Here is a 15959-nt window from a genome sequence, read left to right as displayed (position 1 = left end):
GGTTTATTCCTTCACCTGATGCACAACGTCAATCACTGAACCATCGCGGTAACGCACAACGGCAATCACGCGGTCAGTGAATTCGATAGCGCGTGGCTGACCGGTGAGCTGCTGTGCACGTTCGCGCAGCCATTCAATGGACACCACTTTCATACCGGCTTCTTTCAGACGTTCTGCCAGTTCCGGACGTGCAGGGTTGACGGCGATACCGTGGTCAGTGACCAGAATGTCAACGCTGGAGCCTGGGGTTACGCAGGTCAGCACGTTATCAACCAGGGTCGGGATGCGTCCGCGAACCAGCGGCGCGACGATGATAGACAGCGCAGCGGCAACCGCGGTATCGCAGTGACCGCCGGATGCGCCGCGCAGTACGCCGTCAGAACCGGTCAGTACGTTAACGTTGAAGCTGGTATCAACTTCCAGCGCGCTGAGCACCACGACGTCCAGACGATCGACGGATGCGCCTTTTGAGCCCCAGTTGGCATACTGGTTGGCACTGATCTCAATGTGGTTTGGATTGCGGGCCAGCGATTCCGCGGCGTTACGGTCAAAACTCTGAACGTCCAGCAGTTTGCGAATCAGGCCTTTTTCGTGCAGGTCAACGATGGTAGCGGTAATGCCGCCCAGCGCGAAGTCGGCACGGATATCGCGGCTGCGCATTTTGTCTTCCAGGAAACGCGTAACGGCCAGAGAAGCGCCACCGGTTCCTGTCTGCAGTGAGAAGCCTTCGTTGAAGTAGCCGGAATTAGCAATGACCTCAGCCGCGCTACGGGCGATTAACAGTTCACGCGGGTTGGTGGTCATGCGGGTCGCATCGGCACCAATTTTGTCCGCATCGCCGACCTGATCGATCTGCACGATCAGATCTACCTGATCCTGCGTAATGCTGGCCGGGTTATGCGGATAGGTCAGCAGCTGTTCAGTCAGCAGGACAACCTGTTTCGCGTTTTCGGCGTCTACACGGGCATAGCCCAGTGAGCCGCAGCACGCTTTGCCGGTATAACCGTTGGCGTTGCCAAACTGGTCGCAGGACGGCACGCCGAGGAACGCCACATCAATGCTGAGCTCGCCACTTTGCACCAGGTGCACACGGCCACCGTGGGAGTGAATTTGTACCGGTTCGGCTAGCAGGCCACGTGAGATTTCTTCCGCCAGCGGGCCACGCAGACCGGAGGTATAAATGCGGCTGACCACGCCCTGACGGATGTGCTCAACCAGCGGAGCATGGCAGTCGCTCAGAGAGCTGGAGGCCAGCGTCAGATTTTTAAAGCCCATATTGGCGATGGCGTCCATCACCAGGTTAATCGTCAGATCGCCACCACGAAAAGCGTGGTGGAAAGAGATAGTCATACCATCCTGTAAACCTGAACGACGAATAGCGTCTTCCAGGTTAGTGCACAGCTTTTTGTCGCGCGGTTTTTGCGCCTGCAATTCTACTTTTGCGGTGCTCTGATAAGCGGAAAGCTCACTTTCTGCATGACGGCTCCAGGTCGCCACGCGATCCTGGCGTTGAGACTGTTCGATTTTCTGCGTCATTTTTTTGCCTTATTCTTCGCGAATGCCGGAAAGTTCTGCACGGGAGATAACCAGAAGGGCGCGCTCGATAACCGGGCTGTCGACCATTTTGCCGTTCAGGGAAACTACGCCACGACCTTCGCGAGCAGCGGCTTCAGCGGCTTCCACAACCAGACGGGCGTGAGCCAGTTCTTTGCGCGTTGGGGCGTACAGGTTGTGCAGGAGTTCGATCTGGCGCGGGTTGATGAGCGATTTGCCGTCAAAACCCAGTTGCTTGATATGTGCGGCTTCGTGCAGGAAACCCGCTTCGTTGTTGGCATCGGAATACACGGTGTCGAACGCCTGAATACCGGCAGAACGTGCAGCCTGCAAAATAGAGCAGCGGGCAAACAGCAGTTCAGTACCTTCCGGTGAGCGCTCAGTGCGCAGGTTACGTACATAGTCTTCCGCACCCAGGGCAATACCGATCAGACGTTCGGAAGCATGGGCAATTTCTACCGCGCGGGTAATGCCTAACGGCGATTCGATGGCGGCTAACAGACCGGTGCTGCCTGGCTCACGGCCACAGGCGTTTTCGATACGCAGAATTTCGCTTTCGATGTCGATGACATCCTGCGCGGTATCGGTCTTCGGTAAACGTACGATGTCAGCACCGCCACGTACCACGGCTTCAAGGTCGTTGATGCCCCATTCGGAGTCGAGGGCGTTTACACGCACGATGGTTTCAACGTCGTGATACAGCGGATGCTGCAGCGCGTGGTACACCATGCGGCGAGCGGTATCTTTTTCACGCAACGCGACGGAGTCTTCCAGGTCGAACATCAGTGCATCTGCCGGGTAGATGAACGAGTTGCTGACCATGGCGGCATTGGCGCCCGGTACGAACAACATGCTGCGGCGAGTACGGGTTTTACGTTGTTGCAAAGATTCGGAAATCACTGGCAATCCTCCCATGGCAGTGCCGGAATACCGCCAGCGCGGGCCAGTAGTGCTTCCAGTCGCGCACGTAAAATGCAGTCCAGTGCGCCTTTATCATCAACATTCAATTGCACGCCGCGTACGTTGTAGCGGGACAGAACGTCCAGAATGGTGGCCCGGATGGCATCACCGAACTGCTTTTCGACGCTACTGTTAACCTGCAGGTCAATATCCTGCGAATCGAGTGGGGCGATGCGAATCATCACATCACCAGACTCGAGTGTGCCTGCGACGGCTGCCTGGTTTATTTTCATTTTTCACCTGTTGCTAATGCGGGGGTATTTTGGCGGACTGCCGCACCCGATGAGGCTCGCTCAACCATGCTTTGCAGATACTGCAGCGTGGCGTCAGGGACCAGGGATGCGATAGCCGTGAGATCTTTTTTAACCAGCAGCTTGCGCACCCAGGAGGCGGAAATCGGCATCTCCTGAAAGCACAGCCGCTCAATTTCCACCAGTTCAATCGGCGGGGCGGGAAGCGTTGGGGTCTCCAGCCAGTAGCGCATATCGTTGTTGTACTGGGAGGTGACGGTGCAATACGGCTCAGTACCGACGAAGCGGTGCGTGACTCCGAGAGCCGGAGCCAGATACTGGCGGAAGATTTTCAGGTCTATTTCGGTGTAGCAGTGGTTAATAACGCTCTGCTCTTTGATGAAGTAACACGGGAACGTGGCGCGGGAAATGATGTACTCCGAACCGCGATGCACGGTTAAACGTGGAATGTCTTTTGTTCCTTTAAGCACCAGATCCAGGCGGTCTTCATACGGAAAACGTGAGGTATCTTCTTTCACCAAAAACAGATGCAGCCAGTCACATTGCGCGGCCGCCTGTTGGATCAGAAAACGGTGTCCGTTGGTGAAGGGGTTGGCGTTCATGACGATACAGCCAATTTTTTTCCCATCATGACGCTGTTTTGCCAGTGATTCGGCGTAGCGTTTCAGACGTGTGGTGCTGTTTTCCATCAATACCATAATGCCGGGAACGCTGGTGAGCGTAGAAAAACCGCACTGTTTAAACAGCGATTCGTACTCGGTTTTGGTATAGATGAAGAGGTGCGTACAATGGCGTTCATAGGCAAGGTTGATTAACTCAGTCGCCAGCGTCAGCGCTAAACCCTCGCCGCGGACAGATTCACAGATTGCGACACACTTAATAATATTCCCAGCGATACCACCGCAGGCAATCAGACGGTCGTCACGGGTGACGGTGATAAATACTTCGACGGTCGTATCTACGCTCAAATCATTCTCTTTCAGAAATTGCGCGATAGCCGCCATCTTTTTATTTTCTGAGCGTTTAACTTGCGTGAATATATTATTACCGAACATAGTGAATAGAGCCCCGATGCTATATTTGTTACTGGGTTTCTGTTTTTGTTGCTCTGTTTAGCAACCTGATAACGTTTTGTTTGCAATTGAAGGGAATGGTTTTTTATTACGGAGTATTTCTTTTTTTCCCTGCTGCATACATCGTAAGGGGTATTTTGGAGGTAATTTTTGATTTATTTCACAATAAGTTAGAAGGTTTTAATGTGTTTTATGGTTTTAAGTTTTTTAATTAATTTAACCCTAAAATAAGGTGTGGTTTTAATTTGTTTAATTGATTTAAGGTGGGGAATCTGCAACGATCTTGTTTTATACCATAACGTGTAAATAGAACATTTTAATTACAACTACAATGAGAAATTAGTTTTAGTTAACGTCGGTGAGGAAAAATGTGATGGCAGAACAGAAAAATAAAACACGGTTTCCTTTTTTCCGCAGTCTGGCGTTTCCTTTACGTATCTTTCTGCTCATTCTGGTCGTTTCTGTTTTTATCATTGCCGCCCTGGCACAATACTTCACCGCCAGCTTTGAAGATTATCTGGCAACGCATGTCCGCGATATGGCAATGAATCAGGCCAAAATCATCGCCTCTAACGACAGTATCATCACGGCGGTTAAGCATCGTGATTACAAGCGGTTGGCGACGATTGCCGACAAACTGCAGAGCGGAACTGACTTCGACTATGTGGTTATCGGGGATACCAACTCCATTCGTCTATATCATCCGAACCCGGAAAAGATTGGCTATCCGATGCAGTTCACCAAACCCGGTGCGCTGGAAAAAGGCGAGAGCTACTTTATTACCGGTAAAGGGTCCATCGGGATGGCAATGCGCGCTAAAACGCCCATCTTTGATGACGATGGCAAAATCATTGGCGTAGTCTCAATTGGTTATCTGATCAGCAAAATCGATAGCTGGCGATCGGACTTCTTACTTCCGATGGCCGGCGTGTTTATCCTCCTGTTGCTGGTACTTATGCTGCTCTCCTGGTTTTTCGCTGCCCATATTCGTCGGCAGATGTTGGGTATGGAACCGAAACAAATTGCGCGTGTGGTACGTCAGCAGGAAGCGTTGTTCAGCTCGGTATATGAAGGATTGATTGCCGTGGATCCTGATGGATATATCACCGCAATAAATCGCAGTGCGAGGAAAATGCTGGGGCTGTCTTCACCTGGGAGAAAGTGGCTTGGAAAACCGGTGAGTGAGGTGGTTCAGCCAGCGGACTTTTTCACCCAACAGATTGCGGAAAAACGACAGGACGCGATGGTCAACTTTAATGGACTGAGCGTTATCGCCAACCGTGAGGCGATTCGCTCCGGTGACGAACTGCTTGGGGCAATCATCAGTTTTCGTAGTAAAGATGAAATTGCTACTCTTAATGCGCAGTTAACGCAAATCAAACAGTATGTAGAGAGCCTGAGGACGCTGCGTCATGAGCATCTGAACTGGATGTCGACTATCAATGGTCTGCTGCAAATGAAAGAGTATGACAAGGTTCTGGCCATGGTGCAGGGGGAATCCCAGGCGCAACAGCAACTGATTGACAGTCTGCGCGGCGCGTTTGCCGATCGTCAGGTAGCCGGTCTGTTGTTTGGCAAGGTGCAGCGCGCGCGGGAACTGGGTCTCACCATGACTATTGTTCCGGGCAGCCAACTGCATCAACTCCCCGAGGGGCTGGATAGCACAGAGTTTGCAGCAATTGTTGGCAATCTGCTTGATAATGCATTTGAAGCGAGCTTGCGCACCCAGCAAGGCAACAAGGTCGTCGAACTCTATTTGAGCGATGAAGGGGATGACGTGATCATCGAAGTTGCCGATCAGGGATGCGGTGTGCCGGAAGCATTGCGTGAAAAAATATTTGAACAGGGTGTGAGCACCCGTACCGATGAACCAGGTGAACATGGCATCGGTTTGTATCTTATTGCAAGTTATGTGAGGCGCTGTGACGGGGTGATTACGCTCGAAGATAACTCCCCCTGCGGCACCTTATTTTCTTTATTTCTTCCGAAAGTGAAAAAAAACAATGACGGAACCATTAACGCTATTGATCGTTGAGGATGAAACGCTACTGGCGGAAATGCATGCTGAATATATCCGCCATATACCCGGCTTCAGCCAGATTTGGCTGGCGGGTAATCTTGCGCAGGCGAGGATGATGATTGAGCGTTTTAAGCCCGGTTTGATTCTGCTCGATAACTACTTGCCGGACGGCAAGGGAATTACCTTATTGCATGAGCTAACCCAGGCGCGTTATCCGGGCGGTGTGGTGTTTACCACGGCGGCCAGCGACATGGAAACAGTCTCCGAAGCTGTGCGCAGCGGCGCGTTTGATTACCTGGTCAAACCCATTGCCTACGAGCGGCTGGGGCAGACCCTGACGCGTTATCAACAGCGGCGACGCATGTTGGCCGGTAATGATAGCGCCAGTCAAAAGCAGATAGATGAGATGTTTAATGCCTACGCGCGGGGCGAGCCGAAAGGGGATTTACCGACCGGGATTGATGCCTTAACGCTGAATGCAGTGCTGAAATTATTTGCCGATCCGACGGTACACCATACAGCAGAAACGATCGCCCAGGCGCTCACTATCAGCCGAACGACTTCCAGACGCTACCTGGAGTACTGTGCCAGCCGACATTTGATTATTGCGGAGATTATTCACGGTAAGGTGGGTAGGCCGCAGCGTATCTATCACGGCGGCTAAATGCTGATTTCTGACGTAGGCCGGATAAGATGCTTTAGCATCGACATCCGGCAACGTTGCAGTCGAAATGCCGGATGCGGCGTGAATGCCTCATCCGGCCTACATTTCTCTGAGTATCAGCCGCCAACGACGGCTGAAGAAGAACCTGGTACCATCACTTCAGTTGCGATAATCACAACCAACAACCCAACCAGAACCGGAACCGAGGTACGTTTCACCACTTCGAACGGAGAAATCTTCGCCATACCAGCAACAGCAACCACCACGCCGGAGACCGGGGAGATTGTGCGTCCAAGGTTTGACGCCTGCAGCATCGGGATAACAAGGTAAGCTGGGTTAATGCCGGAGGAATGCGCCAGCTTAGGGATCATCTCAACGAAGGCATAGAACGGAGCGTTACCAGAACCCGTAGTCATTGCCGCCAGCATAGTCAGGATCACCAGCACCATCATCAGAATAATGCTCGCTGAACCAAACGAGGTGGCGATAGAAATCAGACTCTGAATAAAGCCGATTGTGCTCAGACCCTGGGCAAATACACCCGCAGCGACTAACAACATCACCACGTTAGCAAAGGCATCCGCCATGCCACGGTAAGCGACTTCCAGACCAGAGAAAACCTTTTGGGTGTTGAACCCACGTACGAACTCCAGAATAGCCGCGATGAGCATGCACAGAACCAGAATCGTAATGATATGCAGCTGTGGACCCCATTTACCATCAAAAATCAGGACGCCAACAATCGGGGTAAACGGCAGAATGGCGTAAAATGACGGGGCAGTCGTGGTGATTTCAGCCACATCTAACATTTCATGAGAAATGTTCTCTTTTTTATCCAGAAAACGCTGCCAGAAAAAGTGGGCAATCGCCATAGCAATGATGGCGGCAATGGAAATTGGCAGCGTGGTTTTAAAGGCGAAATCGATCAGCGGCATTTCCGCAGCTTTTGCCGCCAGCACCACATCACCGGATGTTGGTGAAAGAATAATTGCAGCAGGGGAGGCACAAATGGCCGCTGCGGCGCCACGGCTGATCCCAACGTTAACCATGACCGGGAATAGTGTTGCCATCAGCAATACACCCAGACCGGTTGCTGAAGAAACCGCCAGTGACATCAGGCAGGCGACAAAATAGGCGGCAATCATTAGCAGGTAAGGAGAGTTGATGTATTGCAGAGGCTTGGAGGCCAGCTTAACGACCATATCGTTCGCGCCAATATGGGTCATATAAGCGGCAAAACCACACAGCATCATGATCATCATGCCGAGATCGCCACCACGGCTCATCAGCAAAATTTTAATATATTCAACAATGTCTGTTGCCGTATAGCCCGTTGATGCCGCGCTGGACGGCAAAACTTTATGTCCCATCAGCGCACTGATAATCAGCAAAACCAGACCACCAACAAACAGTACGCCTGTCGCGGAATAACCTTTAATGATGTAGCGCGCTACACCCACAATAACCACAACCCCAATAAGGAGTTCAATAAATGTCAACATCGTTTCCCCTGTCGCATTGCTGCCCAGAAAGTAAAAAAACTAAAAAAAGTAAAAAGTGGTGACAGAATGTGCCTAATAAACCGATAACTCTTGCTGATTAAAATCAATAAAAATACGGATTCAAGCGATGGTTAAGCCGTTTTTTCAGCATCGCGGTTTAAAAAAGAATCTCACAATAAGAAACTGTGAAGCGCAGCGCTGATGTGTGTGTTTTGTGGCAATGATGAATATTAATTGTTAATTTATTGTGATGATATTTAACTTTTTTCGCAGGAAAGAACAATTTATTGGCAATAAAGAGAAAATAGTTCCTATTAGATGGCTCAATAAACTCATGGATAATTATCTTAAAAATTATAGGCTGAGGATTATTCTGATTTTTTAGCTGCGCATTTTTGTTAAGCTAACATTAAGGTTGGGTTTGCTACAATTAATAATAAATCCCAGGATGGTAATTAAGTTGTGATTGTCGCTAAACGATATTTTCTCATTTTTTCATTTCTTTTTATTCAGTTAGCTTTCATTCCCCAGGGCGCTGCTGAAGATAAAGGCTGGTTCGCTACTTTTAAAGACAACGTCAGTGAAACCTGGCAGCAGCCAGAACATTATGATCTGTACGTGCCGGCTATTACCTGGCATGCTCGTTTTGCTTATGATAAAGAAAAAACGGATCGCTACAATGAACGCCCATGGGGGGCGGGCTTTGGTCAATCCCGTTGGGATGATAAAGGTAACTGGCACGGGCTTTATATAATGGCCTTTAAGGATTCCTACAATAAATGGGAACCTATTGGTGGTTATGGCTGGGAAAAAACCTGGCGACCGCTGGCAGATGAAAATTTCCATACCGGACTTGGCTTTACCGCCGGTTTTACCGCGCGAGATAACTGGAACTACATTCCGGTTCCCGTGCTGTTACCGCTGGCATCGATAGGGTATGGTCCGGCAACGTTCCAGATGACCTACATTCCGGGAACGTACAACAACGGTAACGTCTACTTTGCATGGATGCGTTTCCAGTTTTGATGGACTACCTGTATTGTCAGTTGGATTATTAAAAAGTCTTTTAAAAACAGTGTGATATTAACTTCAACTGAAAAATAACGCGACATTTATCACTTTTTGATAAAGTTCGACTGGACAAAGTCCACCACAATTGTTGTACTGATACCCGACACAGCATTTGTGTCTATTTTTCATGTAAAGGTAATTTTGATGTCTAAGATTAAAGGTAACGTTAAGTGGTTTAATGAGTCCAAAGGATTCGGTTTCATTACTCCGGAAGATGGCAGCAAAGACGTGTTCGTACACTTCTCTGCAATCCAGACCAATGGTTTTAAAACTCTGGCTGAAGGTCAGCGTGTAGAGTTCGAAATCACTAACGGTGCCAAAGGCCCTTCTGCTGCAAACGTAATCGCTCTGTAAGCATACGACAGCAAGCATTCAAAACCCGCTTAATTGCGGGTTTTTTTTCGCTTCAGTGCGCGGGAGAGGCCGAAACCAGCCAGAATGCCAGGGCGGTCATCGCAAATGATCCCAACAGATTAACCAGTACATTCACCATAGCCCAACCAAAGCGTCCTTCCTGTAGCAAAAACACCACCTCAGCTGAGAAAGTGGAAAACGTTGTCAGTCCCCCGCAAAAGCCAGTGGTAATCAGTACCTTCCACATTGGATCAATGTTTGTCATGCGATTAAACCATGCCAGACCCATACCAATGATAAATGCGCCAAGTAAGTTTGCAGCCAGCGTGCCGAATGGGATGGCCTGATGTAGCGGGTTAAACCTCATGCTCAACATCCATCTTGCTACACTACCTGTACCACCACCGATAAAAACCGCTAAAAGGAGTTGTAACACTGCATAATCCTGCTATTTGATTGTATATAGGATGAGTGTAACGCTGAATAATCGTGGTTGGCGAGCCTAACAACGTTTTCTGGAGGGAATATGTTCGTTGCAGCAGGGCAATTTGCCGTGGGACCTTCATGGGAAAAAAATGCAGAAACCTGCGTCTTATTGATGTCACAGGCTGCAGGAGAGGGGGCGTCGCTGCTGGTATTACCGGAGGCGCTTCTGGCCCGTGACGATCTGGACCCAGACCTGTCAGTGAAATCAGCTCAACTGCTGGAGGGCGGGTTTTTGACGCGCTTGCTGCGAGAAAGCGCGCAAAACGAGATGACGACAATCCTGACGATTCATGTTCCTTCTGTGCCAGGCCGGGCGTTTAACATGCTGGTGGCGCTACGGGCAGGTCAGGTCGTGGCCCATTACGCTAAATTACATCTCTATGATGCCTTTTCGATTCAGGAGTCACGTAATGTTGATGCAGGGGACGCCATAGCGCCGCTGCTGGACGTAGACGGGTTAAAAGTAGGGTTAATGACCTGTTATGATCTGCGCTTTCCTGAGCTGGCGCTGGCGCACGCATTGCAGGGAGCGGAAATTCTTGTCTTACCCGCAGCCTGGGTTCGGGGATCGCTTAAAGAGCATCACTGGGCTACGCTTTTGGCGGCAAGAGCGTTAGATGCGACGTGTTACTTGATTGCGGCGGGAGAGTGCGGTAACAAGAATATCGGCCAAAGCAGGGTCATCGACCCCTTTGGTGTGACCATTGCTGCTGCGGCAGAAACGCCCGCGCTAATTATGGCCGAGGTTTCCGCCGAGCGGGTGAGGCAGGTTAGGGCACAACTCCCGGTGTTGAGTAACCGACGCTTTGCGCCACCGCAATTATTATGACGTTTTTTTAAACAAGGCTTGATTCACCTTGTTACAGATTGCTATTGTGTGCGCGCGTCGAAAGGCCGTTAATATTCTCAGGTTAATATGGCGCTTTATGCAGCCTGGTTTAAGTCAAGAAGGTATCTATGGGTGAGATTAGTATTACCAAACTGCTGGTGGTTGCCGCACTGGTTGTTCTGCTGTTTGGTACCAAGAAGTTACGTACACTGGGTGGAGACCTGGGAACGGCAATCAAGGGCTTCAAGAAAGCAATGAACGACGATAATGCCGATGCTAAGAAAGATGCTGATGGTAGCGTTCAGGCTGAGAAGCTTTCTCATAAAGAGTAATGTCAGGAGCATGATGCTCATACTGCATACTCTGCATGAAAAAAAACCGGCAATTTGCCGGTTTTTTTATTGCTGATATGTAAGTGAGTATTACACGATTACTTCACTTCCAGCCCTTTGGCCTGCATGTCAGCATGGTAAGAAGAGCGAACGAATGGACCGCAGGCTGCATGGGTAAAGCCCATTGCCATAGCTTCGGCTTTCATCTCATCGAACTCATCCGGGCTCACATAGCGTTGAACCGGCAGGTGATGGCGGCTTGGCTGTAAATACTGCCCCAGCGTCAACATAGTTACACCATGACTGCGCAGGTCACGCATGACCTCAATGATTTCCGCATTGGTTTCGCCCAGACCGACCATCAGACCTGATTTAGTCGGAATCTCCGGGTGCGCTTCCTTGAAACGTTCCAGAAGCTTCAGTGACCAGTTGTAGTCAGCCCCGGGGCGTACATTGCGATAAATACGTGGTACGTTTTCGAGGTTGTGGTTAAACACATCCGGCGGGGTGGCCGTGAGGATATCCAGCGCACGATCCATACGACCACGGAAGTCAGGCACCAGCGTTTCGATTTTAATCGACGGGCTTTTCTCACGAATAGCGGTGATGCAGTCAGCAAAGTGCTGAGCACCGCCGTCACGCAGATCGTCGCGGTCAACTGAGGTAATGACGACATAGCGCAGCGCCATGTCAGCAATCGTCTGAGCAAGTTTTAACGGCTCGTTAGCATCAGGAGCAACCGGACGGCCATGGGCAACGTCACAGAATGGGCAACGGCGGGTACAGATTGCGCCGAGGATCATAAAGGTTGCAGTTCCGTGATTGAAACATTCAGCCAGGTTAGGGCAGGAAGCTTCTTCGCAGACAGAGTGCAGGCCATTTTTGCGCATTGCCGCTTTGATGCCCTGGATGCGAGTGGAGTCCGCTGGCAGTTTTATTTTCATCCATTCCGGTTTACGCAGCAGGGCTTCACGCTCTGTTGCCACATTTTTTACCGGGATAAGAGCCATCTTATCGGCATCGCGGTATTTAACACCGCGTTCCATCACAATGGGTTTACTCATAGCTTGCGTGTTCCAGTTGCGAATTACGAAGGAAAGCGTTTCAATTCAAGGGAATGTTGCATTTATCAACTATTTTTGAATTAGTGATACGCAGTATATCATTGAAACGGGCCAGAAAGCAGCCTGACAGGCTGGCAAAATGTAAAATAGTTGTTGTTTTGTGCCATTTGCCACAACATATGCCGTGGCAAAGTATGCGCTTAATTTCAGTCCGCGATGTACTCGTGCGGTGGGTTACCCAACAGAGCCAGAATGTTGGCCAGCAGCCTTGGGCGAATGCTCTCGGTCGTGGCTGTGCTATCCCACTGCGATACCTTCGCCATTTCCATTCCGGCATAACCACAAGGATTGATACGCAGGAAAGGCGACAAGTCCATATCCACATTGAGCGCTAAGCCGTGAAATGAACAACCTTTACGAATACGTAACCCCAAAGAGCAGATTTTCTTCTCTCCAACGTATACGCCTGGTGCATCGGCTCGCGGGTGGGCGTCAATACCGATTTCCGCAAGGGTATTCACAACGGTTTGCTCCAGCAGCGTAACCAGTTCGCGAACGCCAAGTTTACGACGCTTCAGGTTCAACAGCACATACATGACCTGCTGGCCCGGCCCGTGATAAGTCACCTGACCGCCACGATCGCTCTGGATCACCGGAATATCTCCCGGCATCAGTACGTGCTCTGCTTTACCTGCCTGACCCTGGGTAAAAACAGGATAATGCTCTACCAGCCAGATTTCGTCATAACTGTTTTCATCGCGGGTATCGGTGAATTCGTGCATGGCCAGAGAAACTGGCTCGTAAGGTTGAAGACCGAGCTGGCGGACAAGAATTTTATCCTGATACAAAACGGCATCTCCGTAGATACTCACATAGAGTAGAGAATATAAAAGAGGGGGGAAAGTATATCACAGGGGGGAGGGGTTACCCGAGCGGGGATGCAGCGGGTAACCAACAGGTTTTTACAGTACCATGCGTACGATATCGATATTGCCTAATTCTTCGTACAGCGTTTCAACCTGCTCAATGTGTGTAGCAGTAATAGTGATTGAGACCGAGTGGTAGTTGCCTTTGCTGCTCGGTTTTACCGTCGGAGAGTAATCACCTGGCGCATGGCGCTGTACCACTTCAACCACCTGATCAACCAGCTCAGGCAACGCCTGCCCCATTACTTTGTAAGTAAATGGAGTAGGGAATTCAAGCAGTTCGTTAAGTTTGGTTTTCATGTCAGCTCCGGCGTTACATCAATAAATAATAACTCCCACAGCGCGTGGGAGTTATCTGGATACCTAGTATATGGGGACGTAAATCACACTTTCAAGTGTTCGATTTTTAGCCAAACCAGTGATGGAACATTAATTTAATGTAATCAATGATTTTCCCAAAGAAGTTGCCTTCAGGGATTTCCTGCAGGACTACCAGCGGGCGCTGCTCAATGGTTTTGCCATCCAGCTGGAAGTTGATGGTGCCGACAACCTGGTTTTTCTGCAGTGGTGCGTGCAGTTCCGTGGTGTTCAGCACATAGCTTGCTTTCAGATCTTTCATGCGGCCGCGCGGAATAGTCAGGTAGACATCTTTATCTACGCCTAACGATGCACGATCGGTATTACCAAACCAGGCGGGCTCTGAAGCAAACTCTTTACCGACTTTCAGTGGGTTCACGGTTTCAAAGAAACGGAAGCCCCAGGTCAGCAGTTTTTTACTTTCGGTTTCACGACCTTTATAGGTGCGGCCACCCATGACGGCGGAGATCAGACGCATCTGACCTTCGGTTGCGGATGCAACGAGGTTATAGCCAGCCTTGTCGGTATGACCGGTTTTGATACCGTCGACATTCAGGCTGTTATCCCACAGCAGGCCGTTACGGTTTAACTGACGGATGCCGTTAAAGGTGAACTCTTTTTCTTTATAGATAGAGTATTCGTTAGGCACGTCGCGAATCAGCGCCTGACCAATCATCGCCATGTCGCGAGCCGAGCTGTATTGACCGTCAGCATCGAGACCATGAACGGTCTGGAAGTGGGTGTTTTTCAGGCCCAGCGCGTTCACATAGCTGTTCATCAGACCGACGAAAGCATCCTGGCTACCGGCTGCGAAGTCCGCCATTGCCACGCACGCGTCATTCCCGGATTGCAGGTTGATACCACGGATAAGCTGAGAAACAGGAACCTGCATTCCTGGCTTCAGGAACATCAGCGATGAACCTTTAAAGACCGGGTTACCTGTAGCCCAGGCGTCATTGCCGACGGTGACCAGATCGGTTTCTTTGAATTTCCCGGCTTTCATCGCCTGGCCGATGACGTAGCTGGTCATCATTTTGGTCAGACTGGCGGGGTCGCGGCGAGTGTCGGCGTTCTGTTCTGCCAGAACTTTACCTGAATTGTAATCAATCAGGATATATGACTCCGCATCGATCTGCGGAACACCCGGGATCATGGTTTTAATATTCAGGTCATCGGCATGGGCAGCAGAGAGAGAAGCTGCGCAGAGAGCCGCGGTGAGCGCCATACGCTGCACGAAACGAGCGGAAAAAGTGGTCTTCATGGTCTGAACTACGACGTCCGTGATGAAATTAAAAAAAGTGCCCTACTATAGCAAATGCAAAACGGGCAGGCATCTGACTTTCCGCGTGACTTTGTTAATGTCATTTACAGAAACTGACAGTTCAGATACCTGATTTACGTTATTACACGCCGGTGATGAAGGACTGTAATTGCGCCTCGGCTTGAAGACGCTGCTGCAATGTGGAGGCTTCAGCTTTGCTGGCGAACGGCCCCATCTGGATACGCCAGACTGCGCCGTTTTGTACCACCCGACCTGGGACGCCAAATTGCTGGCTTAAACGTTTTTGATACTGCTGCGCACGCGACTGCTCGCTGACTGCGCCAACCTGAACCACGTAGCGTCCGTTGGCTACTGCCGCTGGCGCAGGTGCAGCGACGGCGGCTGGTGTTGCTGCTGGTGCGGTTGGCGTTACCGGTGCGGTGGTGGTCGGTTGCGGAGCCGGAGTCGGCTCGCTACCTTCCAGCACGCCTGCTGCGAGCGTGGTCGGCGCACCGAGGAATCCACTGCTGTTCACTGGCGCACCGGTTGTATCATCGCTTTTCAACGTGGAATTGCTGATCGGACGAATATCGCCTTGCGGCTGACCTGCATCCGATGGCGCAGGCATGCTGCCCATACTGCCACCGCCGCTTAAATCAGGACGCGCGGGCAGGGCATAGGTTTGTTTCGCTACCGTGGTACAAGCCATTCCCGGCCCGGACAAGGAACCATCCTGGGCGACGATGATCGGGTCGATACGTACTTTGGTATTGTTGGAGGTATTCAGACGGTCGGCTGCTGCACGTGAAAGTGAAATCACGCGATCGTTGCCATAAGGGCCGCGATCGTTAATGCGCACGACAATCATCCTGCCGTTTGCCAGGTTAGTTATTCTGGCATAGCTTGGGACTGGCAGCGTCGGATGCGCTGCGGTTAACTGCATCGGGTCGAACGCTTCACCAGACGCGGTTAAGTTGCTTCCGGGTTCCGCATCATAAATAGCGGCAAGCCCTGCCTGGCTAAAGCGGGAAGGGTCCTGGACGATTTTGTAGCTCTTACCATCACGCTGATAGTCCTGATTCGCCGTTGGGTTCAGGGGTTCAAAGCGCGGATCGGCCCCGCTGATTTCAACAATCGGACCATTACACACCGCAGGCTGCGGCGCGACAGCACCCTGTTGCTGACCATCATCACTCGAACACGCCGCGAGCATTCCTGCTGCGATGCAGATACCAAGCCACTGCTTACGCATTGC

Annotated in this window: 17 protein-coding genes; 6 read left to right on the top strand and 11 right to left on the bottom strand. The window is 50.7% G+C overall.

The features are described 5' to 3' along the window. Nucleotides 1–3: 3 nt before the first annotated feature. Genes citF through citC form a run of 4 tightly spaced genes read right to left on the bottom strand, consistent with a single transcriptional unit; the run spans nucleotide 4 to nucleotide 3820 of the window. Nucleotides 4–1536 carry a citrate lyase subunit alpha gene (gene citF, locus OGX83_RS11125; protein ID WP_003831274.1) on the bottom strand — a complete coding sequence of 511 codons (1533 nt, stop codon included), beginning with the start codon at nucleotides 1534–1536 and terminating at the stop codon, nucleotides 4–6. Between the two features lie 9 nt (nucleotides 1537–1545). Continuing rightward, nucleotides 1546–2454 (bottom strand): aldolase/citrate lyase family protein, encoded by a 909-nt coding sequence (locus tag OGX83_RS11120; protein ID WP_003831275.1) that lies wholly within the window; start codon nucleotides 2452–2454, stop codon nucleotides 1546–1548. After that, nucleotides 2451–2747 (bottom strand): citrate lyase acyl carrier protein, encoded by a 297-nt coding sequence (gene citD, locus OGX83_RS11115; RefSeq protein WP_003831276.1) that lies wholly within the window; start codon nucleotides 2745–2747, stop codon nucleotides 2451–2453. The genes OGX83_RS11120 and citD overlap by 4 nt, the downstream gene beginning before the upstream one ends. Continuing rightward, complete coding sequence (gene citC / locus OGX83_RS11110; protein WP_003831277.1) at nucleotides 2744–3820, bottom strand: [citrate (pro-3S)-lyase] ligase; 1077 nt, start codon at nucleotides 3818–3820, stop codon at nucleotides 2744–2746. The genes citD and citC overlap by 4 nt, the downstream gene beginning before the upstream one ends. 391 nt (nucleotides 3821–4211) lie before the next feature. Here citC and dpiB point away from each other — a divergent pair, with 391 nt between their 5' ends. Continuing rightward, nucleotides 4212–5873 carry a sensor histidine kinase DpiB gene (gene dpiB / locus OGX83_RS11105; protein WP_008784080.1) on the top strand — a complete coding sequence of 554 codons (1662 nt, stop codon included), beginning with the start codon at nucleotides 4212–4214 and terminating at the stop codon, nucleotides 5871–5873. Continuing rightward, a complete protein-coding gene (dpiA, locus tag OGX83_RS11100; protein WP_003831279.1) occupies nucleotides 5842–6522 on the top strand; it encodes a two-component response regulator DpiA in 681 nt (226 codons plus the stop codon). The genes dpiB and dpiA overlap by 32 nt, the downstream gene beginning before the upstream one ends. 116 nt (nucleotides 6523–6638) lie before the next feature. On the opposite strand, the gene dcuC is transcribed toward dpiA, so the two are convergent. Further along, on the bottom strand, nucleotides 6639–8024 hold the full coding sequence (gene dcuC / locus OGX83_RS11095) for an anaerobic C4-dicarboxylate transporter DcuC (RefSeq protein ID WP_003022136.1): 1386 nt from the start codon (nucleotides 8022–8024) through the stop codon (nucleotides 6639–6641). Nucleotides 8025–8486: 462 nt separating this feature from the next. Between dcuC and pagP the strand changes: the two genes are divergently transcribed. Together pagP and cspE are read left to right on the top strand one after the other, a co-directional pair. Then, the gene (gene pagP, locus OGX83_RS11090) at nucleotides 8487–9050 is read left to right on the top strand and encodes a lipid IV(A) palmitoyltransferase PagP (protein WP_003831280.1); all 564 of its coding nucleotides are present in this window, start codon (nucleotides 8487–8489) and stop codon (nucleotides 9048–9050) included. Nucleotides 9051–9239: 189 nt separating this feature from the next. Continuing rightward, on the top strand, nucleotides 9240–9449 hold the full coding sequence (gene cspE, locus OGX83_RS11085; protein WP_000034825.1) for a transcription antiterminator/RNA stability regulator CspE: 210 nt from the start codon (nucleotides 9240–9242) through the stop codon (nucleotides 9447–9449). A gap of 52 nt (nucleotides 9450–9501) precedes the next feature. On the opposite strand, the gene crcB is transcribed toward cspE, so the two are convergent. Further along, nucleotides 9502–9885 (bottom strand): fluoride efflux transporter CrcB, encoded by a 384-nt coding sequence (gene crcB, locus OGX83_RS11080; protein WP_003831281.1) that lies wholly within the window; start codon nucleotides 9883–9885, stop codon nucleotides 9502–9504. Nucleotides 9886–9975: 90 nt separating this feature from the next. Between crcB and OGX83_RS11075 the strand changes: the two genes are divergently transcribed. Beyond that, nucleotides 9976–10764 carry a deaminated glutathione amidase gene (locus tag OGX83_RS11075; RefSeq protein ID WP_103015082.1) on the top strand — a complete coding sequence of 263 codons (789 nt, stop codon included), beginning with the start codon at nucleotides 9976–9978 and terminating at the stop codon, nucleotides 10762–10764. A 128-nt stretch (nucleotides 10765–10892) separates the two neighbouring features. After that, nucleotides 10893–11096 (top strand): twin-arginine translocase subunit TatE, encoded by a 204-nt coding sequence (gene tatE / locus OGX83_RS11070; RefSeq protein ID WP_003022699.1) that lies wholly within the window; start codon nucleotides 10893–10895, stop codon nucleotides 11094–11096. A gap of 98 nt (nucleotides 11097–11194) precedes the next feature. Here tatE and lipA read toward each other — a convergent pair whose 3' ends face one another. The 5 genes from lipA to rlpA form a co-directional block, all read right to left on the bottom strand. Continuing rightward, nucleotides 11195–12160, bottom strand: coding sequence for a lipoyl synthase (gene lipA, locus OGX83_RS11065; RefSeq protein WP_003022702.1), 966 nt, complete (start codon nucleotides 12158–12160; stop codon nucleotides 11195–11197). Between the two features lie 206 nt (nucleotides 12161–12366). Next, on the bottom strand, nucleotides 12367–13008 hold the full coding sequence (gene lipB, locus OGX83_RS11060; RefSeq protein WP_003831286.1) for a lipoyl(octanoyl) transferase LipB: 642 nt from the start codon (nucleotides 13006–13008) through the stop codon (nucleotides 12367–12369). Nucleotides 13009–13122: 114 nt separating this feature from the next. Beyond that, on the bottom strand, nucleotides 13123–13386 hold the full coding sequence (ybeD, locus tag OGX83_RS11055) for a DUF493 family protein YbeD (RefSeq protein ID WP_003022706.1): 264 nt from the start codon (nucleotides 13384–13386) through the stop codon (nucleotides 13123–13125). 106 nt (nucleotides 13387–13492) lie between these two features. Further along, nucleotides 13493–14704, bottom strand: coding sequence for a D-alanyl-D-alanine carboxypeptidase DacA (dacA, locus tag OGX83_RS11050; protein ID WP_003022711.1), 1212 nt, complete (start codon nucleotides 14702–14704; stop codon nucleotides 13493–13495). A 142-nt stretch (nucleotides 14705–14846) separates the two neighbouring features. Continuing rightward, nucleotides 14847–15956: an endolytic peptidoglycan transglycosylase RlpA gene (gene rlpA / locus OGX83_RS11045; protein WP_153753551.1), complete on the bottom strand. Its 1110-nt coding sequence runs from the start codon at nucleotides 15954–15956 to the stop codon at nucleotides 14847–14849. Nucleotides 15957–15959 lie beyond the last annotated feature (3 nt).

The sequence above is a fragment of the Citrobacter sp. Cpo074 genome, assembly GCF_030332745.1.
Classification (GTDB): Bacteria; Pseudomonadota; Gammaproteobacteria; order Enterobacterales; family Enterobacteriaceae; genus Citrobacter; species Citrobacter portucalensis.
The sequence above is the reverse complement of the archived record's forward strand: the minus strand, read 5'-3'. Positions and strand labels throughout refer to the sequence as shown.